Source organism: Streptomyces asiaticus, from assembly GCF_018138715.1.
Taxonomy (GTDB): Bacteria; Actinomycetota; Actinomycetes; order Streptomycetales; family Streptomycetaceae; genus Streptomyces; species Streptomyces asiaticus.
On record NZ_JAGSHX010000001.1, the window covers coordinates 394,452 to 416,145 of the forward strand.

General features: G+C 71.4%; 18 protein-coding genes. 13 read left to right on the forward strand and 5 right to left on the reverse strand.

Features of this window, described 5'->3' with window-relative positions:
* The first annotated feature begins 31 nt into the window (after positions 1–31).
* From KHP12_RS01255 to KHP12_RS01275, 5 genes are all read left to right on the forward strand, one after another.
* A complete protein-coding gene (locus tag KHP12_RS01255) occupies positions 32–2,581 on the forward strand; it encodes a glycoside hydrolase family 127 protein (protein ID WP_086881429.1) in 2,550 nt (849 codons plus the stop codon).
* Between the two features lie 73 nt (positions 2,582–2,654).
* Entirely contained in the window at positions 2,655–3,662 is a 1,008-nt protein-coding gene (locus KHP12_RS01260; protein WP_086881430.1) for an aldo/keto reductase, read from the forward strand.
* 106 nt (positions 3,663–3,768) lie between these two features.
* On the forward strand, positions 3,769–4,842 hold the full coding sequence (locus KHP12_RS01265; RefSeq protein ID WP_086881431.1) for a CobW family GTP-binding protein: 1,074 nt from the start codon (positions 3,769–3,771) through the stop codon (positions 4,840–4,842).
* A 96-nt stretch (positions 4,843–4,938) separates the two neighbouring features.
* The gene (locus KHP12_RS01270) at positions 4,939–6,390 is read left to right on the forward strand and encodes an FG-GAP-like repeat-containing protein (RefSeq protein WP_086881432.1); all 1,452 of its coding nucleotides are present in this window, start codon (positions 4,939–4,941) and stop codon (positions 6,388–6,390) included.
* Between the two features lie 77 nt (positions 6,391–6,467).
* Positions 6,468–8,414 (forward strand): cellulase family glycosylhydrolase, encoded by a 1,947-nt coding sequence (locus KHP12_RS01275; RefSeq protein WP_086881433.1) that lies wholly within the window; start codon positions 6,468–6,470, stop codon positions 8,412–8,414.
* Positions 8,415–8,430: 16 nt separating this feature from the next.
* Here the strand turns inward: KHP12_RS01275 and KHP12_RS01280 are convergent, their stop codons facing one another.
* On the reverse strand, positions 8,431–9,414 hold the full coding sequence (locus tag KHP12_RS01280) for an aldo/keto reductase (protein WP_086881434.1): 984 nt from the start codon (positions 9,412–9,414) through the stop codon (positions 8,431–8,433).
* A gap of 169 nt (positions 9,415–9,583) precedes the next feature.
* Between KHP12_RS01280 and KHP12_RS01285 the strand changes: the two genes are divergently transcribed.
* From KHP12_RS01285 to KHP12_RS01295, 3 genes are read left to right on the forward strand one after another with little or no spacing between them, the layout of a single operon-like run.
* Positions 9,584–10,612, forward strand: coding sequence for a carbon-nitrogen hydrolase family protein (locus KHP12_RS01285; protein ID WP_086881435.1), 1,029 nt, complete (start codon positions 9,584–9,586; stop codon positions 10,610–10,612).
* Between the two features lie 45 nt (positions 10,613–10,657).
* Positions 10,658–10,897: a hypothetical protein gene (locus tag KHP12_RS01290; protein ID WP_086881436.1), complete on the forward strand. Its 240-nt coding sequence runs from the start codon at positions 10,658–10,660 to the stop codon at positions 10,895–10,897.
* A gap of 2 nt (positions 10,898–10,899) precedes the next feature.
* Complete coding sequence (locus KHP12_RS01295) at positions 10,900–11,277, forward strand: toxin Doc (RefSeq protein ID WP_211831263.1); 378 nt, start codon at positions 10,900–10,902, stop codon at positions 11,275–11,277.
* 42 nt (positions 11,278–11,319) lie between these two features.
* On the opposite strand, the gene KHP12_RS01300 is transcribed toward KHP12_RS01295, so the two are convergent.
* From KHP12_RS01300 to KHP12_RS01315, 4 genes are all read right to left on the reverse strand, one after another.
* Positions 11,320–12,054 (reverse strand): heparin lyase I family protein, encoded by a 735-nt coding sequence (locus KHP12_RS01300; protein ID WP_211831264.1) that lies wholly within the window; start codon positions 12,052–12,054, stop codon positions 11,320–11,322.
* 105 nt (positions 12,055–12,159) lie between these two features.
* Complete coding sequence (locus KHP12_RS01305) at positions 12,160–13,431, reverse strand: MFS transporter (protein ID WP_308289265.1); 1,272 nt, start codon at positions 13,429–13,431, stop codon at positions 12,160–12,162.
* A 72-nt stretch (positions 13,432–13,503) separates the two neighbouring features.
* A complete protein-coding gene (locus KHP12_RS01310) occupies positions 13,504–14,004 on the reverse strand; it encodes a MarR family winged helix-turn-helix transcriptional regulator (protein ID WP_078559152.1) in 501 nt (166 codons plus the stop codon).
* 82 nt (positions 14,005–14,086) lie between these two features.
* Entirely contained in the window at positions 14,087–15,325 is a 1,239-nt protein-coding gene (locus KHP12_RS01315) for a YncE family protein (protein WP_086883378.1), read from the reverse strand.
* 217 nt (positions 15,326–15,542) lie between these two features.
* Between KHP12_RS01315 and KHP12_RS01320 the strand changes: the two genes are divergently transcribed.
* From KHP12_RS01320 to KHP12_RS01340, 5 genes are all read left to right on the forward strand, one after another.
* Positions 15,543–16,442: a Gfo/Idh/MocA family protein gene (locus tag KHP12_RS01320; RefSeq protein WP_086883377.1), complete on the forward strand. Its 900-nt coding sequence runs from the start codon at positions 15,543–15,545 to the stop codon at positions 16,440–16,442.
* Between the two features lie 162 nt (positions 16,443–16,604).
* On the forward strand, positions 16,605–17,348 hold the full coding sequence (locus KHP12_RS01325) for an HAD family hydrolase (RefSeq protein WP_086883376.1): 744 nt from the start codon (positions 16,605–16,607) through the stop codon (positions 17,346–17,348).
* Positions 17,345–19,690, forward strand: coding sequence for a glycoside hydrolase family 65 protein (locus tag KHP12_RS01330; RefSeq protein ID WP_211831265.1), 2,346 nt, complete (start codon positions 17,345–17,347; stop codon positions 19,688–19,690). Before KHP12_RS01325 ends, KHP12_RS01330 begins: the two co-directional genes overlap by 4 nt.
* Before the next feature lie 76 nt (positions 19,691–19,766).
* Positions 19,767–20,813, forward strand: coding sequence for a PHP domain-containing protein (locus KHP12_RS01335; RefSeq protein WP_086884767.1), 1,047 nt, complete (start codon positions 19,767–19,769; stop codon positions 20,811–20,813).
* Between the two features lie 87 nt (positions 20,814–20,900).
* On the forward strand, positions 20,901–21,668 hold the full coding sequence (locus tag KHP12_RS01340; RefSeq protein ID WP_086884768.1) for a hypothetical protein: 768 nt from the start codon (positions 20,901–20,903) through the stop codon (positions 21,666–21,668).
* The last annotated feature ends 26 nt before the right edge of the window (positions 21,669–21,694 follow it).

Below are 21,694 nucleotides of genomic sequence, written 5' to 3' on the forward strand. Positions count from 1 at the left end.
TTCGTAATTTCGAACCTCAGTGAGGGAAGTCATGAGCGAACCAGTCGACAGACGGCACTTCATCGCCACCACGGCCTCCGGGGCCGCGGCCGTGGCACTCACCGTCACCGCCGGGGCCACCGCCGCGACGGCGGTCCCCGCCACCACCCCGGCCGCGACCCACCGCAAACCCAAGGCGCTGACCAGTGCCCAGCCCTTTCCGCTCACCGCCGTGACCCTGCTCCCCGGCGCCTTCAAGGACAACCAGTCCCGCAACACCGCCTATCTGCGCTTCGTCGACATCGACCGGCTGCTGCACACCTTCCGCCTCAACGTGGGCCTTCCCAGCAGCGCCCAGCCCTGCGGCGGCTGGGAGAGCCCCAGCACGGAACTGCGCGGCCACAGCACCGGCCACCTCCTCTCCGGGCTGGCCCTCAGCTACGCGGCCACCGGCGACACCGCACTGCTCGACAAGGGCCGCAAGCTGGTCGCGGCGCTCGCCGCCTGCCAGGCCAAGTCACCGGCCGCGGGCTACGGCCAGGGCTATCTCTCGGCGTTCCCCGAGAGCTTCTTCGACCGGCTGGAGGCCGGTACCGGGGTGTGGGCGCCGTACTACACCATCCACAAGATCATGGCCGGGCTCGTCGACCAGTACCGGCTCGCGGGCAACGCCGAGGCCCTTCAGACCGTCCTGCGCCAGGCCGCCTGGGTCGACAGCCGCACCGGCAGGCTCGGTTACGACCAGATGCAGCGGGTGCTACAGACCGAGTTCGGCGGCATGAACGACGTCCTCGCCGATCTGCACGCCATCACCGGCGACAGCCGCTGGCTGAAGGTGGCCGAGCGCTTCACCCACGCCCGTGTCTTCGACCCGCTGGCCCGCAACGAGGACCAGCTCGCAGGGCTGCACGCCAACACCCAGATCCCCAAGATGGTCGGCGCCATGCGGCTGTGGGAGGAGGGGCTCGACAGCCGCTACCGCACCATCGGCGAGAACTTCTGGAAGATCGTCACCGATCACCACACCTACGTCATCGGCGGCAACAGCAACGGGGAGGCGTTCCACGAGCCCGACGCCATCGCCGCCCAGCTCTCCGACAACGCTTGCGAGAACTGCAACAGCTACAACATGCTCAAGCTCACCCGGCTGATCCACTTCCACGCGCCGGAGCGGGTGGACCTGCTCGACTACTACGAGCGCACCCTGCTCAACCAGATGCTGGGCGAGCAGGACCCGGACTCGGCCCACGGCTTCAACATCTACTACACGGGCCTCGCCCCCGGCTCCTTCAAACAGCAGCCGTCCTTCGTGGGCACCGACCCCAACCAGTACTCCACCGACTACGACAACTTCTCCTGCGACCACGGCAGCGGCATGGAGACCCAGGCCAAGTTCGCGGACACCATCTACACCCACGCCGACCGCAGCCTGCTGGTGAACCTCTTCATCCCCTCCGAGCTGCGCTGGCAGGACAAGGGCATCACCTGGCGCCAGACCACCGGCTTCCCCGACCAGCAGACCACCACCCTCACCGTCACCTCCGGCGCGGCCTCCCTCGAACTGCGCGTCCGCATCCCCTCCTGGGCAGCCGGGGCCCGCGCCACGCTCAACGGCGCCACCCTCGCCGACCGGCCGGCCCCCGGCAGCTGGCTGATCATCGACCGCCAGTGGAAGACCGGCGACCGGGTCGAGGTGACCCTGCCGATGAAGCTGACGTTCGACCCCACCCCCGACGACCCCGACGTCCAGGCGGTGCTCTACGGGCCGGTGGTGCTCGCCGGGGCGTACGGCGGCCGCACCGGAATGACCATGCCGCGCCTGGACACCGGATCCGTGTCCCGGACGGCCACCAGCCCCCTGCGGTTCAGCGCCACGGCCAGTGGCGAGAGCGTGACCCTGCTGCCGGTCGCCCGCGTCCACCACCAGCACTACAACGTGTACTGGCTGACCGGGCAGCCGCCCACCCCGCCGCCCGCCTTCGCCGCCTGGCACCGCCTCGACGAGACCTCCGGCACCACCGCGGCCGACGCCACCGGCCGTGGGAAGACCGCCCGGCTCGTCGGCGGGGCCTCCTGGACGGCGGGCAGAACCGGTGGCGCGGTCGCCCTGAACGGCACGGACGGCCATGTCCTCCTCGCCGACGACCTCCTGGCGGGTGCCCGTGCCTACACCCTGGCCACCTGGGTCCGGCTGGACGGCACCCCCGCCACCTGGACCCGGATCTTCGACATCGGCACCGGTGTCACCGCCAATATGTTCCTCACCCCCGTGGCCGACTCCGGAAGGCTGCGCTTCGCCATCACCGCGGGCGGCGGCGGGGCCGAGCAGCGCATCGAGGCCGCCCCGCTGCCCACCGGCCAGTGGGTCCATGTGGCCGTCGCCTACGGCAGCGGCACCGCCGTCCTCTATGCCGGCGGGCGCGAGGTGGGGCGCAACACCGCCATCACCGTCGAGCCGGTCCACTTCGGCAACCACATCCGCGCCGGCTATCTCGGCAAGTCGCAATACCCGGACCCGTACCTCAAGGCCGCGTTCGACGACGTCCGTGTGTACGGCAGGACACTCAGCGCTAATGAGGTCGCCACTTTGGCCCAAAGCTGACAAGCTCAGGCGGGCGGGCCGTCCCCACGGCCCGTCCGCTCCCAACCGCACCGTACGGACAAGGACGACGCGCATGGTCCACCTCGCCGCCGAGAACCGCTACGACTCCATGCAGTACCAGCGCTGCGGCCGCAGCGGTGTGCTGCTTCCGAAGGTCTCGCTCGGCCTGTGGCACAACTTCGGCGACACCCACCCCCTGGAGACCCAGCGCGCGGTGCTGCGCCGCGCCTTCGACCTCGGTGTCACCCATATCGACCTGGCCAACAACTACGGTCCGCCGCCCGGCAGCGCCGAGAGCAACTTCGGCTCGATCTTCGCCCAGGACTTCCGCCCCTACCGCGATGAGCTCTTCATCGCCACCAAGGCGGGGCACCTCATGTGGCCGGGGCCGTACGGCGAGTGGGGTTCGCGCAAGTACGTCCTCGCCAGTCTCGACCAGTCGCTGTCCCGGATGGGGCTGGACTACGTCGACGTCTTCTACTCCCACCGCTTCGACCCGGACACCCCGATCGAGGAGACGATGGTCGCCCTCGACAGCGCGGTGCGCCAGGGCAAGGCGCTGTACGCGGGCGTGTCCAACTACCCGCCGGAGGCGATCGCCGAGGCCGCCGCGATCCTGAAGGAGCTGCGCACCCCGTACCTGATCAACCAGTACCCGTACTCGATCCTCCAGCGCGGGGTCGAGGGCGGGGTGCTCCGGGCGTCCGCCGAGGCGGGCGTCGGGGTCATCGCCTTCTCGCCGCTGGCGCAGGGGCAGCTCACCGACCGCTATCTGCACGGGGTGCCCGCCGATTCGCGCATGGCGCTCGGCCACTTCCTCAAGCGTGAGACGCTCACCGAGGAGCGGCTTGGCCTGCTGCACGCCCTGAACAAGCTCGCGGAGGGGCGCGGCCAGACCCTCGCCCAGCTGGCGCTCGCCTGGGTGCTGCGGGACCCCCGGGTGGTCTCGGTCCTGATCGGCGCGAGCAGCGTCGCCCAGCTGGAGCAGAACGTCGCGGTGCTGGACTCGCCCGACTTCAGCGACGCCGAGCTGGCCGAGATCGACCGGCTCTCGGCGGAGGCGGGGATCGAGATCCCCTGACGGGGTTCGCTGACGGTCCGCGGGCCGGGGATCGGCCCGGCCCGCGGCCGGATAGCATAAGCGGTCCGCCCGAGATCACTACGGACCGCCGCACGGAGACACAGCCTTGGCCACACAACGGATTCCGGTCATTCTCATCACGGGTTTTCTGGGCTCCGGCAAGACGACGATGCTCAACCATCTGATGCGGGACAGCGCGGACACCCGGATCGGCGTCATCGTCAACGACTTCGGATCGATCAACATCGACGCCCTGGCCGTCGCCGGGCAGGTCGATTCGATGATCCCGATCGAGAACGGCTGTCTGTGCTGTGCGGCGGACGCCTCCGAGATGGACGAGATGCTCGAGCGGCTCACCGATCCCGAGCTGCGCATCGATGTCGTGGTGATCGAGGCCAGCGGCCTCGCCGAGCCGCAGAGCATGATCCGCGCGCTGCTGTCCAGCAGCAATGAGCGGATCGTCTACGGCGGCCTGGTGGAGGTCGTGGACGCCGCGGAGTTCCCGGACACCCGCGTCCGCCACCCCGAGCTCGACCGCCATGTCCGCGACGCGGACCTCGTCGTGCTCAACAAGACCGACCGCGTCGCCGAGGACGAGCGCCGGGATCTCCTGGAGACCCTCCAGGAGATCGCCCCCGGCGTGCCGGTCGTGACCGCCGCGCACGGGCGGGTGGACCCCGCTCTCCTCTTCGACCACCCGCCCCGCGGGACCGCCGAGGAAGGCTTCCGGCAGCTCTCGTTCGCCGACGTATGGGCCGACGAGACGGGTTGCGCGGACGGGTGCGGGGACGACGGCCACGGCCATGACCACGGCCATCACCTCCACGCGGCCTACGAGAGCGTGGAGTTCTCCGCGGCCGAGCCGCTCCATCCGCGCCGGTTGATGGAGTTCCTCGACAGCCGCCCGGTGGGTCTCTACCGCGCCAAGGGGTTCCTCCACTTCGCGGGCGCGGGCCGGGAGTGGAAGTTCGGGCTGCACGCGGTCGGTTCGTACCTCCGCTTCCAGCTCTCGCCCTGGGAGAGCGGTGAGCCCCGCACCACCCAGCTGGTGATGATCGGCACCGGGATCGACGCCGACACCCTCACCAAACGCCTGGCCGAGTGCGTGGCGGCGCCCGAGGAGGAGATCGACGAGACGCAGATGATGGGCGTGTTCCGCTATGTGAACGAGATGGACTAGGGAAATCGTTGGAAGCTGCTGTGCAACCCTGAGGCGGCGTCAGGGGTCCTGCTGGGTGTACGTGAGGTAAACGCTCATCAACGAGCAGGAGGAAGTGTGCGCCCCCGTTCCCTCACCACCGTCGTGCGCTGCGCGACGGTGGCCGCACTTGTGACCACCCCCGCCTTACTCGCCGTAACCCCAGCGGGCGCCGCCGAGGCCCGCCCCGCCGCGGCCGCCGCCCCGAAGGTCGACTTCAACAAGGACGGACGCGCCGACCTCGCCGTCTCCGCCCCCACCGGCACGGTGGGCGGCAAGGCCAAGGCGGGCTATGTCGCCGTCGTCTACGGCTCCGCCTCCGGCGCGGACACCGCCCACCGCCAGGTCGTCAGCCAGGCGACCGAGGGCGTCCCCGGCGACCCCGCCGCGTCGGCGTACTTCGGGGCCCACACCGTCGCCCGCGACCTGGACGGCGACGGCTACACCGATCTGGGGGTCCAGACCGGCAAGTCCCCGGCCCTCACGGTCCTGTGGGGCTCGCCCGACGGGCTGACCGGCGGCACCCAGCTGCCCGCCGGCAACGGCGACCACTGGGGCGACAGCGTCATCACCGGCGGTGACTTCAACGGTGACGGCCACGCCGACCTGGTCGACGTGGTCACCACAGGCGAGGGTTCGGATGACGAGAAGACCGGAGTGCGCGTCCGCCTCGGCCCGTTCACCCGCGACGGCAAGGACGCGGGCAGCTCCTTCTCCGACACCGGCCGGTTCGACGCGCCGACCAGTCTGACGGCGGGCGACATCACCGGCGACGGGAAGGACGACCTGGTCTCCACCCACGCCTTCGAGGAGATGTCCCAGTCCAGCCTGTTCTTCAAGGGCGACGACAAGGGCCTGTCGCAGAAGGCCGCCGACCTCACCGACGCCGCCTCCGCGACCATCGGCGACGTCGACAAGGACGGCCACGGCGATCTGGTCCTGCGCACCGTCCCCGGTGACGTCATCGAGAACCTGCCGTACGACCACGGCACGCTCAAGGTCCTCTACGGCACCGCGTCGGGGCCGAGCACCACCCGCACCACGACCATCGACCAGAACACCGCGGGCGTCCCCGGCGTCAACGAGGACGGCGACCAGTTCGGCTACTCGCTGAGCTCCGGCGACGTCAACGGCGACGGTTACGCGGACATCGCCGTCGGCATCCCGTACGAGGGCCTGGACTCGGTCAAGGAGGCGGGCAGCGTCGTCCAGCTCTACGGCGGCCGGGGCGGGCTGTCCGGCACCGGCGCCCAGGCGTTCACCCAGGACACCGCCGGTGTTCCCGGTGTCGCGGAGGCGGGCGACCACTTCGCCATGGCGACCGGGCTCGCCGACACCGACGGCGACGGCAAGGACGACCTGGCCGTGGGCGCCCCCGACGAGGACGGCGCCCAGTCCACCAGCGGTGCGGCCTGGGCGCTGCGCGGCCAGGCGGGCGGCCTGACCACGAGCGGTGTCGTCTCCTTCGGGCCGGACTCCCTCGGGGCGCCGGAGGCCGGTGCGGCCCTGGGGCACGGTTTCCAGCGGTAACCACATCGTCCCGGTGCCGAACTGCTCTTCGAGCGCGAGTAGTTGACGATCCCTCATGTTTACTGGACGGTAGGTCCATGCCGACTCATGAGACACGAGGGATACGGATCGGCCGCCCCCGACCGGGTCGCACCCGGTTGCTCGGGGTGGCCGTCCTGCTGCTGGCGGCGGCCGCGGCCCCGGGCACTCCGGCGGCCGCGGCCGAGGCGCCCTGGTTCGACGGCCGGGCGGCGGACCAGGTGACCGTGGACGGCACCCGGTTCGCCGACGGCCATGGCCGCGAGGTCGTGCTGCGCGGCTTCAACGTCTCCGGCGAGACCAAACTGGAGGAGAACGGCGGGCTCCCGTTCGCCACCACCGCCGACGCGAGGAAGTCCGCGGCCGCCATGCGCCACCTGACCGGCGCCAACGCGGTGCGGTTCCTGCTCTCCTGGGCCCATGCCGAGCCCGAGCCCGGCCAGGTGGACACCGGCTATCTGGAGCAGGCCACCGCGCAGATGAAGGCGTTCCTCGACGCCGGAATCCAGGTCTTCCCCGACTTCCACCAGGACCTCTACTCCCGCCATCTCTTCGACAAGGACAGCTGGTACAGCGGCGACGGCGCCCCGAAGTGGTTGATCGACGCGGGCGGCTACCCCAAGGAGTCCTGCGGCATCTGCTTCCACTGGGGCCAGAACATCACCCAGAACCAGGCGGTCATGAGCGCCACCCGCGACTTCTGGCGCAACCGCGCCCTGACCACCGGCGCGGGCACCGTCCGCGTCCAGGACGCCTTCCTGGCCACCGCCGAGAAGACCATGACCTACCTCGCCCGGCAGCTCACCGACGACCAGTTCACCCGCGTCGTCGGCTTCGACCCGCTCAACGAGCCGTACGCGGGCGCGTACGACGCCGGGCAGAACAGCCGCACCTGGGAGAAGGACGTGCTGTGGCCCTTCTACGAGAAGTTCCGCGCCCGTATGGACGCCGCGGGCTGGCAGGACAAGCCCGCCTTCGTGGAGCCCAATATGTTCTGGAACTCCAACCTGGACTTCCAGCGCCAGGAGGGCGGACTCCTCGACGCCGGAAAGCCCGGCCCCGACTACGTCTTCAACACCCACTACTACGACCAGAAGGCCATCTCCGGGATCTTCATGCCCGGCAAGGCGGCCGACGGCCAGTACGCGGGCGACTTCGGCGCCCTGCGCGACCGCTCCACCGCACTCGGCCTGCCCGCCGTCATGAGCGAATTCGGCCATCCGCTGGCCGGCTTCACCTCCGACAAGGCCCCCACCGTCGTCAAGGGCATGTACCAGGCGCTGGACTCGCGTCTCCCCGGCGCCTCCTGGTGGACCCGGCCGGCCGCCTCCGGCGCCGTGCTCTCCTCCACCCAGTGGCAGTGGGACATCTACAACGGCCGCCACCACGAGGCCATGAACGGCAACACCGGGAAGGTCCTCACCGAGGGCGACGCCTGGAACGACGAGGACCTCTCGGCCGTACGCCTCGACGACTCCGGCGCCGCCGCCCTGCGCCAGGACGCCCGGCTGCTCGACCGGATCTATCCGCGCGCCGTCGCGGGCCGTACCCTCGCCTTCACCTTCGAGGACCGCTCACGCGACGGCTCCACCACGCTCAGCTGGGACCGCGTCCCCGGCAGCCTGCCGAACGTCGCGAAGGTCACCGGCTCCGGCCGCTACGGCATGCTGGTGTGGCGCTCCGCCGGCGCCACCGACGCGCCCACCGAACTCCGGCTGCCCCGCGACTTCGACCCCGCCCGTACCACCGTCGTCTCCGATCTGGGCACCCTCACCGGCCCGCCCGCGTACACCGCACACGGCCACACCGCCGACCACCCCGTCGCCACCGCGGCGGAGCCCGGCGACGGCGACGGGAACCGGCTGGTGCTCTCCGCCCCGGCCGACGAGGCCACCGGCACCCTGCACTACGCGCTGATCGCCGACGGCACCGCCGCCCCCTCGGCTGAGCAGCGCGCCGCCGCCCAGCGCGAACTCGAGCGATGGGCGGCGGACGCCGGTTTCTGAGCCCCGCGTGCCACCGTCACCAGCGATGGTGCACCTGGGCCCGGATCCGCCGGTCGTACAGGTCGCCGACGGCCTCCAGCGTGGCGCCCGGCAGCGGGGGCAGCTCCGCCGCGGCCGCGTTCGCCCGAGCCTGCTCGGGCGAACGCGCCCCCGGGATGACCGAGGTGACGCCCGGCTGCTGGACGATCCACCGCAGCGCCGTCTGCGCGGGGGTGGCTCCCGCAGGGGCCAGCCCGGCGAACTCCACCGCCGCCTCGACGCCCTCCTCGAAGCCCACGCCGGAGAACGTCTCGCCCTGGTCGAACGCCTCGCCGTGCCGGTTGAAGGTGCGGTGGTCGTTCTCGGCGAAGACGGTGTCCTTGGTGTACTTCCCGGACAGCAGACCGGACGCCAGCGGCACCCGCGCGATGATCCCCACACCGGCCTCCCGCGCCGCCGGCACCACCTCCTCCAGCGGCTTGAGCCGGAACGGGTTGAGGATGATCTGCACACTCGCCGTGCCCGGACGCGCGATCGCCGCCAGCGCCTCCGCGCATGTCTCGACGCTCACCCCGTACGCCGCCACCCGCTCCTCGGCCACCAGCGTGTCCAGCGCGTCGAAGACCGCGGCCGAGGAGTGCACCGAGGACGGCGGGCAGTGCAGCTGCACCAGATCCAGGGTGTCCACGCCCAGATTGGCCCGCGAACGGTCGGTCCACGCCCGGAAGTTGTCCAGGGTGTAGTTCTCCGCGAGCTGCGGCAGCCGCCGCCCCATCTTCGTGGCCACGAAGATCCCGGCGTCCGGGCGCGACCTCAGGTACCGCCCGATGAGCTGCTCGCTGCGCCCGTCCCCGTACACATCGGCGGTGTCGAAGAACGTCACGCCCGCTTCGACGGCCGTGTCCAGCACGGTCAGGGCGTCACTCTCGTCGACCTCGCCCCAGTCCGCGCCCAGCTGCCAGGTGCCCAGGCCCACGACCGAGACCTTACGGCCGAGCCGGCCGAACTCACGCTGCTCCATGCTCCCTCTTCTCACTCACGGCGACGCGGCTCACCGTACCTCCGTTCACCAGTCGTGCACCGTGCCGTCTTCCGTGGCCGGTCCCTTCGGCGATCACGCTGGACGGGCAGCCCTACCCGCTTCCGGCCGCCGGGATCGGCGGCGTCAGGTACCGAAGGAGGCATCCGCCATGACCACCCTCACCGTCGCCCTGCTCCAACTCGCCCCGCCGGGGCCGGATCTGGGCGTGAACCTCGCCCTCGGCGAGGCGGCCTGCCGCCGGGCCGGGGCGCTCGGCGCGGACATCGCGCTCTTCCCCGAGATGTGGAGCAACGGCTACAGCTGCGCCGTCCCCGAAGGCTCCGCCGACGGCGACGTCTACCGCCATCCGTCGCTGTGGGACGGCGCCCGCACCCCGGCCGCGCCGTGGCCCGAGCCCGTCTGGCTCGGCGAGCCCATCACCCGCGACTCGCCCTTCGTCACCCGCTTCCGCGAGCTGGCCGCCGAGCTCGAGATGGCCATCGCGCTCACCTATCTGGAGCGCTGGGACGGACCGCCGCGCAACACCCTCTCCCTCATCGACCGGCACGGCCGCCTGGTGCTGACCTACGCCAAGGTGCACACCTGCGCCTTCGACCTGCCCGAGGCCGGCCTCACCCCGGGGGAGGGGTTCGAGGTGTGCGCCCTGGACACGGCGGTGGGCGAGGTGATGACCGGGGCGATGATCTGTTACGACCGTGAGTTCCCGGAGAGCGCCCGTGCCCTGATGCTCGCCGGGGCGGAGATCGTCCTCACCCCGAACGCCTGCGAGCTGGAGATCAACCGGCTCTCCCAGTTCCGCTCCCGCGCCGTGGAGAACATGACCGGGATGGCCATGGCCAACTACGCCGGTCCCGGCTGGGGCCACTCCGTCGCCCACGACGGCGTCGCCTTCGTGGACGGGCGGTCGCGCGACACCCTGGTGGTCGAGGCGGGCGAGGCCGAGGGAGTCTATCCGGCGGTCTTCGACCTCGACGCGCTGCGCGACAACCGGCGCCGGGAGACCTGGGGAGACGCCTTCCGCCGCCCCGCCGCGTACCGGAGCCTGCTGGACCGGGAGGTGCGCGAGCCGTTCGTCCGGGTCGGGCGCGACGGCGGACCGGTCCCCGGCCGCGGCCGTCCCCAAGCCGTCCCCAACGGTTGGAAAGGTTTGTCAAGTACCTACAAAAACACGATCTGAACTGCTGCGATTGCTGACGGGGTACCCGGTGAGTAGGGTGTCCCCATGTCAGCTCTCAACGTGGAATTCAGCGATCGGGAACTTGAGGACCTCCGCCAGATCGCCAAGGAGCGCGGTACCACCATGAAGGCCCTCGTCCGTGAGGCGACCGTGGCCGACATCGCGCGCCACCGCGCTCTGCAGGAGGGTGCCGAGGTCTTCCGGCGGTTCTTCGCGGACAACGCCGACGCCTTCGCGGACGCGTTCCCCGACGATGAGCACCGCCAGCCCGGGCGGGCCGCCTGACCATGGCCCCGCTGCTGCATATCGACGTCCCCTGGCTGTTGCAGCGCCATGAGGAAGTCATGCCGGAACAGCCGGCCATCTCGGACTTCTCGGGTCTGGTCGCGGCCGTCGCCCGCCACCGCGTCGACCCGCCGCGCCTGGGCGTCGATCCCGACCCCGCGTGGCGGGCCGCGGCCCTGCTGCACACCATCGCGCTGCTCAGGCCGCTCCCGGCGAGCAACGCGCGGTTCGCCGCCGCGACCGCGGTCGCCTATATGCACACCTCCGGCGAGGGCATCGACCCGCCGTACGGGGCGCTGATCGACCTGGTCCGCGACATCCTCTCGGGGAAGTCCGATGTCTTCGACGCGGCCAGCCACATCCGCTCCTGGCGGATCTGAGGGGGAAACGGACCGGCGGGGGCTCGGGCGGGGCTCCGGGCGTCAGTCGACGTCACCGCGGGTGGTGCCGACCTTGAGGTCGTCGATGTAGTTGACCACCCGGCTGTTCTCGGCCCCGTACACCCCCCACTTGGGGTCGTTGCTGCTGTCGAAGGTGCGGCAGGCCCACCGGGTGGTGCCGTCGCTGAACTTCTGCTGCTGACCGTTGACCCAGAGCTCGACCCAGCCGCCCTTGGTCTCGTCGGACAGATGCAGCCCGATGGTGTAGTGGTTCCAGGTGTTCGCCGAGGCCGGGGTCGACCAGATGGTGAAGACCTGGTTGCCGGGCTGCCGTTGGATCATCGTGGTCCGGCCGCCGAGCGTCTTCAGGACCACCGGCCAGTTCTGGATGTGATCCCCGTAGGACTTCCACTGGAAGGTGGCGTTGTTGTCGACCGTGCTGGAGAGCTTGCTCGACCAGCCGAACCAGTAGGTCCCGCCGTTCTGGAAGGCGTATTTCGAGCCGCCCACGGCGATGCCGTGGCTTTCGCAGCGATTGCTGCCGCTCGGCTTGTCGTACTTCCAGATCTTGCCGCGCTGCGCGTCCGAGACGGCGGTGACGCTGCCCGGGGAGTCGCAGTTCAGCAGGCCGTAGATCTTGGTGCCGCCGGAGGCGTCGCCGTCCCAGATGGACGCGGCGTCCGCGGGCCAGGCGAACGCGAGACCCGCGACCGCCACGGCCGCGGGTACGGCGAACCGGAGCCCGGCGATGCGCTGGGTGGACCGTAAGGAAGCCATGCCACTCCTCGGGAAGGCCCCCGTTCGATGGTGTGCGCACCGTACTGGAGCCGGCCCAATTGGTCCATACCTGACCCGTGCATCGTGCCGGGCCCGTCGCTCGCGTCAGCCGGCCGAGCCTAGCTCCTCGGCCGGCGCCTGCTTCTCCAGCGTCTCGCGCCGCTCCTCGGCCGGGGTGTGCCCGGCCGCCTCCGCCGCCTGGACGCGCTCGGCCTCGGCGAGCAGCGAGTGCCCGGTGGCCAGGACGCCGATGCCCAGCGCGACCGCCGCCGCCCCGATGTAGAAGGGCAGATGCACACCGTTGTGCTCGGCGATCTTGCCCGCGGCGTACGGGGCCAGACCGCCGCCGATGAAGCGGACGAAGCCGTAGGAGGCGGAGGCGACGGGCCGTTCGACGGGGGCGACGGTCATCACCGCCTGGGTGGTGATGGTGTTGTTGATCCCGATGAAGGCGCCGGCCACGATCACCGCCACGATCAGCGTCGCCTTGGAGTCGGTGAAGAGACCGATGACGAGGATGTCGAGGGCGAACAGCGCCAGATTCAGATACAGCGAGCGGGCTATGCCGAGCCGCGCCTGGAGCCAGGGGGCGCCGAAGACCGAGAAGACGGCGACGAGCACACCCCAGCCGGTGAACACATAGCCGAGCTCATGGGTGCCCAGGTCCATCGGGAACGGGGCGTAGCCCAGCACCGTGAAGAAGCCCCAGTTGTAGCAGAGCGCGGTCAGCCCCATGATGAGCAGCCCGCGGTGGCGCAGCGCCTTGATCGGGTCGGCGATCGAGGCCCGACGGGCCGGGGTCGGGGTGGGCTGGACCAGCACGATGGTCGCGATCAGCGCGATGGCCATCAGGACCGCCACGCCGAAGAACGGCCCGCGCCAGCTGATCGCGCCGAGCTCACCGCCCAGCAGCGGCCCGATCGCGATGCCGATGCCCAACGCGGTCTCGTAGAGGATGATCGCGCCGGCGAAGCCACCGCTGGCCGAGCCCACGATGACGGCCAGTGAGGTGGCGATGAAGAGGGCGTTGCCCAGCCCCCACCCGGCGCGGAAGCCGACGATCCCGTCGATGCTGCCGGACGCCCCGGCCGCCGCGCTGAAGATCACGATGAGCACCAGACCGGCCACCAGGGTGCGCTTGGCGCCGATACGGCTGGAGACGAACCCGGTGACCAGCATGGCGACGGCGGTGACCACCAGATAGCTGGTGAACAGCAGCGACACCTGGCTCGGCGTGGCACGCAGCTTGGCGGAGAGGGAGGGCAGGATCGGATCCACGAGGCCGATGCCCATGAAGGAGATCACACAGGCGAAGGCGACCGCCCAGACGGCCTTCGGCTGCTTGAAGGGGTTGGGGGTGCTGGGATGAGCGGACACAATCATGCTCCGTCGTTCAGGGTCCGAGCCGTGACGACATGGCGAGCCGTGGCGCGGCAGGGTGCCGGTTGATCAGGAAGCGGTGTTTCCCGGGGACTTCCGCGCCCGTGCCGCGCTCTCGACCAGCCGCTGGAAGGCGGGGGTGGCGGCGCGGACGGCGGTGGCGAGTGCCTGTTCGTCCTCGGGAGGGAGGGTGGCCAGCAGTTCGGCGAGCCGGTTCGTACGGCCGCGGCGCCGCTCGGCGAGCAGCTCCCGCCCGGCGTCGGTGATCGCCACCAGGACCACCCGGCCGTCGTGCGGATCGTCGACCCGGGTCACCAGGCCCTGCCGCTCCAGCCGCTGGATGAGCTGGGTCATCGAGGGCTGGGTGACGCCTTCGTCGGCGGCCAGGGCCGTGAGGCGGGACGGGCCCTCCCGGCTGAGCCGGCCGAGGGTCGAGGCCGCGGTGAAGCTGATGTCCCGGTTGGTCAGATGGCGCACCGCGAGGAACGCCAGCTGCTCCAGCGCCTCCGCGACCTCCTCACGGGTGGCGGGGGCGTCGGAGTCGGCACCGGACTGCTGCGTGTATCCCACATCTAGTTTTATATCATGCCTCTATATAGGCAGGCTATGCAGATGCTCACAGGCCCCGGCGGGCGCCCGCGCGAATACCGCCTCAGCGGAAGATTCCGGTGTGGCCGAGGGAGTAGCGGCCGGGCTGGGGGTAGACCGCGAGCCCGTGCGGGCCGCCGCCGACCGGGATCCGGGCGCGCAGCCGGCCGGTGGCGGTGTCGATCGCGTAGACCTCGGAGTTGTAGCGGCCCGAGAGCCACAGCACCTTGCCGTCGGTGGACACCCCGCCCATGTCGGGGCTGCCGCCGCCGGGGAGCCGCCACCGGCGCACCAGCTTGCCGGTCTTGAAGGACAGCACCGAGATGGTGCCCTCGCCGCGGTTGGAGATGTACATGGAGCGGGAGTCGCGGCTGACGTAGAGGCCGTGTGTGCCCTTTCCGGTGGGCAGCAGCCGGGGCTTGCCGAAGGTGTCGCCGTTGAGCACCCACAGGCCGTTCGCCACCATGTCGGCGACGTACCACGTCCTGCCGTTGGGCGAGATCTTGACGTCCTGCGGCATCGCCCCGGCGATCGGCAGCCGCTGCTTGGCGATCACCTTCTTCTTCACCGTGTCCACCTTCAGCAGCTCACCGGAGAACTCGCACGAGACGATGAAGTAGCGCCCGTCGGGTGAGAAGTCCGCGTGGTTCACGCCGTAGCAGTCCACCGGCACCGACTTGACCACCTTCATGGTGTGCGCGTCCCGGAAGACCAGCGCCCGGTCCATGGAGGCCATCACCACGGCGTACTTCCCGTCCGGGGTGAAGTAGAGGTTGTACGGGTCGTGGACGTCCACCGGGCGGCCCACCCGGCCGTTGGCGGGGTTGATGGGGGTGAGGGTGTTCCCCAGGTCGTTGTTGACCCACAGCGTCTTCAGATCCCACGAGGGCACCACGTGCTGCGGCTGGTGGCCCACCTGGATCGTGCGGATGACCTTGAACTTCTTCGGATCGATGACGCTCACCGTGTCCGAGAGGGTGTTGGGCACGTACACCCGCGACGGATAGTCCTGCACCGTCCGGGACAGCTTCCCCGCCCGGTCGGCCGCGTAGAGGTCATGCGGGTCCAGCGGGCGCGGCATCCCCGGCAGCAGCCGGGCCAACTCGGCCTTCCTCTTCGCCGCGGCCGACGCCTGGAGCGCGCTCTGCCGCGCCGACGCCGACGCCGCCCGGTCCGGCCGGTGGTCGCTGGAGGAGGCGCAGGCCGGAACCGCGGCCCCGCACAGCAGCAGGGCCGCCGCGGCCCGGACCGTGGCACGCCGCCGGTGTGCGCGGGAGGGGGAGCGGGACGAGCCACGGGTCACGAGTTCCTCCAGCGGTGAGGGTGGGCTTCGGCCGTCACCCGCACCGTGGCCGGCCATGGCCTCACCCTGGCACCGCCCCCGCCCACCGGCATCCGCCCGCGGCCAAGCGGGGGAGCGGCGTACCGCCCTCGGGCGAAGCGGCCCGGTCGGCACCGGCGTAGGATCGCGGCCGACGCCCGGGGAAGGCCCCGGGGCTTCGCGCGGAGGGGGACGGACAGTGCGGTTCGGAGTGCTGGGCACCGGACACTGGGCGGCCGAGACCCACGCGGCCGCGCTCGCCGCACACCCCGTGGCCGAACTGGTCGGCATCTGGGGACGCGATCCGGCGAAGTCGAAGGTGCTGGCGGACCGTTGGGGCACCCGTGCCTACCCGGACGCCGACGCGCTGATCGCCGACGTGGACGCCGTGGCCATCGCGCTCCCGCCGGACATCCAGAGCGGCCTCGCCGAGCGGGCCGCGCTGGCCGGGCGCCATCTGCTGCTGGACAAGCCGCTGGCCTTCAGCAGCGAGGAGGCCGACCGGATCGTGCGCGCCGTGGACGAGCGCGGGCTGGCCTCGGTGGTGTTCTTCACCAACCGCTTCGCGGCGCCCGTCGAGACCTTCCTCCGGCAGGCCGCGGCGGACGGCGGCTGGGACGGCGGCCGTGCCACCGCCTTCGCCTCGATCTTCCAGCCCGGCGGCCACTACGGCGACTCCCACTGGCGGCGGGAGCGCGGCGGGCTGTGGGACGTCGGCCCGCATTCGCTGTCCGTCCTGCTGCCGGTGCTCGGCCCGGTGGCCGAGGTCACCGCCCTCGAGGGGCCGCGCGGCGCGGCGCATGTGCTGCTGCGCCACCACTCCGGCGCCATCGGCACCCTCGCGCTCACCCTGGATGCCCGGCCCGCCGCCCGGGGTTTCTCGTGTGACTTCTACGGCGAGCGGGGGATCGCCGTGGTGCCCGAGGCCGGGACCACCGCGTTGGACGCCTTCGCCACGGCCGTCGACCGGCTGCTGAGCGGTGCCCGCGCCGGCGGCGCGGCAGACCCCTGCGACGTACGGTTCGGCCGCGAGGTCGTCGCCGTTCTGGAGGCCGCCGACCGCTCGGGCCGCGAGGGTCGCACCGTCGTGCCGCGCTGAGCGGGCGTTGTCCCGTGGCGAGCGAGCGCCGACCGGTGTGAGCGAGCGCCGCCCGCGCTGGGGGTGCCCGCCGCGCGCCGAGTGCGCGCCCGGTGCTCCGCCGAGCGGGGAAGGCTTCTCCTTCCCCCGCATATTCCGGCGTTCCCGGGGGAACCGGGGGCCATGACCAAGCTCTGCCTGCCCGATGGCATCCGGGCCTGCCTGTTCGACCTCGACGGCGTGCTGACCCGGACCGCGGTGGTGCACGCGGCGGCGTGGAAACAGATGTTCGACGAATATCTGCGGCGACGCGACGGCCCCTCCTACCGCCCCTTCGACTCCGGCCGTGACTACGACGAGTACGTGGACGGCCGTCCGCGCGCCGACGGGGTGCGCACCTTCCTGGCCTCCCGGGGCATCGAGCTCCCCGACGGCGAGCCGGACGACCCGCCCGACCGGGACACCGTGCACGGCCTGGGCAACCGCAAGAACATCCTCGTCCTGGAGAAGATCCGGAAGGAGGGAGTGGAGGCGTACCCGGGGTCGGTGCGCTTCGTGGAGGCCGTGCGCGCCGAGGGACTGCGGACCGCGGTCGTCTCCTCCAGCGCCAACTGCCGCGATGTGCTGATCGCCGCCGGTATCGAGCACCTCTTCGAGGTGCGGATCGACGGTGTGGTCGCCGCCGAGCGCAAGCTCCCCGGCAAGCCGCACCCCGACACCTTCCTGGAGGCCGGACGGGAGCTGGCCGTCGGGCCCGAGGCGGCCGCCGTCTTCGAGGACGCCCTGGCGGGCATGGAGGCCGGGCGCTCCGGGCACTTCGGCTATGTCGTCGGCGTGGACCGAGTGGGCCAGGCCGACGCGCTGCGCGCACATGGCGCCGACATCGTGGTCAAGGATCTCGCCGAGCTGCTGGAGGACCACTCGTGATCACCGATTCCTCGTACGCCGTCGACCCCTGGGCGCTGCGGGAGACCGATCTCCGGCTCGATCTGCTGCCCCAGAGCGAATCGGTCTTCGCGCTCTCCAACGGCCATGTGGGCTGGCGCGCCAACCTCGACGAGGGGGAGCCCCACGGCCTCCCCGGCTCCTACCTCAACGGGGTGTACGAACGGCGTCCCCTGCCCTACGCCGAGGCCGGATACGGCTACCCCGAGGCCGGCCAGACCATGATCAACGTCACCAACGGCAAGATCATCCGGCTGCTGGTGGACGACGAGCCCTTCGATCTGCGCTACGGACGGCTGCGCTCCCATGAGCGGGTGCTCGACCTGCGCGGCGGACTGCTCCACCGCACCTGCGAATGGACCTCCCCCTCCGGCATCAGCGTGCGGGTCCGCTCCACCCGGCTGGTCTCCCTCACCCAGCGGGCCATCGCCGCCGTCGCCTACGAGGTGGAGGCCGTCGACGCCCAGATCCGCGTCGTCGTCCAGTCCGAACTGGTCGCCAACGAACAGCTCCCCGAGCGCGGCGGCGACCCCCGGGTGGCCGAGGCCCTGGAGTCCCCGCTCAAGCCCGAGGAGAACGCCGCCGCCGACAAGCGGCTCCGGCTGATCCACTGCACCGACGCCAGCTGTCTGCGGGTCGCGACCGCCGCCGACCACCTGATCACCGGGCCGCCGCCCACCCGCCACTCCAGCGAGAGCACCGACGACGTCGCCCGGCTGACCGTCACCTCGGTGCTGGAGCCGGGCCAGGTGCTGCGGCTGGAGAAGCTGGTGGCCTACGGCTGGTCCGGCGCCCGCTCGCTGCCCGCCGTACGGGACCAGGTCGAGGCCGCGCTGGCCGGGGCCGCCAGCACCGGCTGGAACGGCCTGGTGGACCAGCAGCGCGCCTGGCTGGAGGACTTCTGGTCCCGCGCCGACGTCGAGGTCGAGGGCGACGCCGAGATCCAGCAGGCCGTGCGGTTCGCCCTCTTCCACGTCCTCCAGGCCGGCGCCCGCGCCGAGGAACGGGCCATCCCCGCCAAGGGTCTCACCGGCTCCGGCTACGACGGCCACTCGTTCTGGGACACCGACACCTTCGTCCTGCCCCTGCTCACCTACACCTTCCCCGAGTCCGTGGCCGAGGCGCTGCGCTGGCGGCAGTCCATCCTGCCCGCCGCCCGGGACCGGGCCCAGCAGCTCGGCCACGAGGGCGCCGCCTTCCCCTGGCGGACCATCGACGGCTCCGAATGCTCCGCCTACTGGCCGGCCGGCACCGCGGCCTTCCACGTCAACGCGGATGTGGCGGACGCGGTGGTGCGCTATGTGGCCGCCACCGGCGACGACGAGTTCGAGCGCGAGAGCGCCGTGGAACTGCTGGTGGAGACCGCCCGGCTGTGGCGCTCCCTCGGCCACCACGACCACCACGGCCGCTTCCACATCGACGGGGTGACCGGCCCGGACGAGTACAGCGCCGTCGCGGACGACAACGTGTACACCAACCTCATGGCCCAGTCGAATCTGCGGGCTGCCGCGGACATCGTCGAACGCCACCCGGAGAAGGGCGCCGAACTGGGCGTCGACGACGAGGAGGCCGCCGCCTGGCGGGACGCCGCCGAGTCCATGTCCGTCCCGTACAACAAGACCCTGGGCGTCCATGAGCAGTCCGCGGACTTCACCGGCCACCAGGAGTGGGACTTCCAGGGCACCCGCCCCGACCAGTACCCCCTGATGCTCCACTTCCCGTACTTCGACCTGTACCGCAAACAGGTGGTCAAACAGGCCGACCTGGTACTGGCGATGTATCTGCGCGGCGAGTGCTTCACGGAGGAGCAGAAAGCACGCAACTTCGACTACTACGAGCGGCTGACGGTCCGGGACTCCTCGCTTTCCGCGTGTGCCCAGGCCGTCATGGCCGCCGAGGTCGGCCATCTGCGGCTCGCCTACGACTACCTCGGCGAGGCGGCCCTGATGGACCTCAAGGACCTGGAGCACAACACCCGCGACGGTCTGCACATCGCCTCGCTCGCCGGCACCTGGATCGCCCTGGTCGCCGGGTTCGGCGGGATGCGGCACCTCGACGGCAGGCTGGAGTTCTCGCCCAAGCTGCCCGAGAAGCTGGCCCGGCTCGCCTTCACCATGCAGGTGCTGGGCCGGAGGCTGCGCGTGGAGATCACCAACCGCTCTGTCACCTACTCCCTGGCCGAGGGCGCCCCGCTGGAGATCCGGCACTACGGCCGGCCCATCACCGTCTCCGAGAAGACACCCAAGACCTGCGACATCGACGAGCTGACGGCACGCCCCGAACCCCGTCAGCCCCCCGGCCGCCGCCCGAACCGCCGCGCCTGAGGCACGGACGCGCGGCCAGGCCACGGCGCCTCGCACGCCACGCCACCCACGGCCCACCCACAGCGAGGAGCGCCCGATGGACCCCCTGGAGGCACTGGACCGGATCGCGTTTCTCCTGGAGCGCGCCCAGGCACCGACCTACCGGGTGCGTGCCTTCCGCACGGCCCAGTCGGTGCTCGCCGACCTGGACCCCCAGGAGGTGGAGCGGCGTGCCGCGAACGGCACCCTCCGCTCGCTCAAGGGGCTCGGCCCCAAGACCTCGCAGGTGGTCCAGGAGGCTCTGAAGGGCGAGGTGCCCGGGTATCTGGCGAAGCTGGAGGCCGGGGCCGCCGAGGCCGGGCGCGAGCCCGACGAGGACGCGGCGAAACTGTGCGCCGCGCTGCGCGGGGACTGCCATATGCACTCGGACTGGTCCGACGGCGGTTCCCCGATCGAGCTGATGGCCCGCACGGCGGCGCGGCTGGGGCACAAGTGGGCGGTGCTCACCGACCATTCCCCGCGGCTGACGGTGGCCCGCGGCCTCTCGGCGGACCGGCTGCGCGCCCAGCTGGACGTGGTGGCGGAGCTGCGCGCGAAGCTCGCCCCGTTCCAGCTGCTCACCGGGATCGAGGTCGACATCCTCCCCGACGGCTCCCTGGACCAGGAGCCGGAGCTGCTGGACGAGTTGGACGTGGTGGTGGCCTCGGTCCACTCCAAGCTGCGGATGGACGCCCGCCCCATGACCCGCCGGATGGTCACCGCCGTCAGCGATCCGCTGGTCGATGTGCTGGGCCACTGCACCGGACGGCTGCTCGGCGGCAAGCGCCCCGAGTCGTCCTTCGACCATGAGGAGGTCTTCGGTGCCTGCGCGGAGGCGGGCACCGCCGTGGAGATCAACTGCCGTCCGGAGCGGCTGGATCCACCGCGCAGACTACTGCGGGAGGCCGTGCGGGCGGGGACGTTCTTCTCCATCGACACCGACGCCCACGCGCCCGGCCAGCTCGACTGGCAGCGCAATGGATGCGCCCGGGCCGTGGAATGCGGGGTGCCGGCGGAGCGCGTCATCACCACCTGGACGGCCCGGCAGCTGGTGGACTGGACCCGCACGCGCAGGCCCCCGCGCCGTGCCGGGCACGGGAGTTGACGACGGCATACGCGAAATGGGCTGGTCCCCGGTGGCCGACCTGAAGGTGGTCCACGTCCCCCAGCCGTCCCCGGGTGGCTCGGCCGGATGGAGGACTGGGGGACGAGACTACAGCGCCGCAAGTCCGTCCGGGCGGTCGGCGCCGCGGGCGGACTGGTCTTCGCCGTACTTCAGGACCGGATCTCCCTGCCGTTCGACGGGGATCGTCTCCTGGTGCCCGCGGTCATCCTGGTCGCCGCGCTCTGGGCGGTCGCGGGCACCTTCCTGTACCACGCGCTCACCCTGAACGTCCGCAGGCCCACGGTCCATGTCGCCATCCCGCGCAGCTGGCGCACCCTGCTCAGAAGCCCGGCCGGTGCGGTCCTGCTCCGGCACGAGATCTCGCATCTTCGCCACGGTGATCCGATGCGACGGCGCTATCCGGGTCATGCGCCGGCGGCGGGGAAGGCCGCCGTGTTCTTCGACGGGATGACGGCCCTCGCCATCACCCCCGTGGAAAGCACGGCGCAGACTGTCACGTCGATAGCCGTCTTCGTCCTCACCCTGACCTGCGGCCTCTACGCCAACAGCCGCGCCCGCCGGGTCCTGGTCACGCTGATGGAGATGCGGGCGGACGCCGAGGCCGTCACGGACGCGGAGTCGGCGGACCGGCTGTCCGCCTTCCTCACCGCCCAGCAGAAGAAGAACCCGACACGGCAGAAGGCCGACCGGCTGCTGGCCCTCTCCCAGGGGTGGTCCGGCGGCCACCCCGCCCCCTACGCCCGTGCCGTCGCCGCCGCATGGGTCTTCGCGGCCGGCGTCTGCCTTCCGGCGATCGGCATCTGGACGGGCGTCCTGGACGGGGTGTCCGCGTGACGGGTGTCCGCGTGACAGGTGCCCGC

Bases quoted from the DNA above. Each gene is read 5' to 3' on its own strand.
- KHP12_RS01255 (WP_086881429.1), top strand. From the start codon at position 32: ATGAGCGAACCAGTCGACAGACGGCACTTCATCGCCACCACGGCCTCC.
- KHP12_RS01260 (WP_086881430.1), top strand. From the start codon at position 2,655: ATGGTCCACCTCGCCGCCGAGAACCGCTACGACTCCATGCAGTACCAG.
- KHP12_RS01275 (WP_086881433.1), top strand. From the start codon at position 6,468: ATGCCGACTCATGAGACACGAGGGATACGGATCGGCCGCCCCCGACCG.
- KHP12_RS01280 (WP_086881434.1), bottom strand. From the start codon at position 9,414: ATGGAGCAGCGTGAGTTCGGCCGGCTCGGCCGTAAGGTCTCGGTCGTG.
- KHP12_RS01285 (WP_086881435.1), top strand. From the start codon at position 9,584: ATGACCACCCTCACCGTCGCCCTGCTCCAACTCGCCCCGCCGGGGCCG.
- KHP12_RS01290 (WP_086881436.1), top strand. From the start codon at position 10,658: ATGTCAGCTCTCAACGTGGAATTCAGCGATCGGGAACTTGAGGACCTC.
- KHP12_RS01295 (WP_211831263.1), top strand. From the start codon at position 10,900: ATGGCCCCGCTGCTGCATATCGACGTCCCCTGGCTGTTGCAGCGCCAT.
- KHP12_RS01300 (WP_211831264.1), bottom strand. From the start codon at position 12,054: ATGGCTTCCTTACGGTCCACCCAGCGCATCGCCGGGCTCCGGTTCGCC.
- KHP12_RS01325 (WP_086883376.1), top strand. From the start codon at position 16,605: ATGACCAAGCTCTGCCTGCCCGATGGCATCCGGGCCTGCCTGTTCGAC.
- KHP12_RS01335 (WP_086884767.1), top strand. From the start codon at position 19,767: ATGGACCCCCTGGAGGCACTGGACCGGATCGCGTTTCTCCTGGAGCGC.
- KHP12_RS01340 (WP_086884768.1), top strand. From the start codon at position 20,901: ATGGAGGACTGGGGGACGAGACTACAGCGCCGCAAGTCCGTCCGGGCG.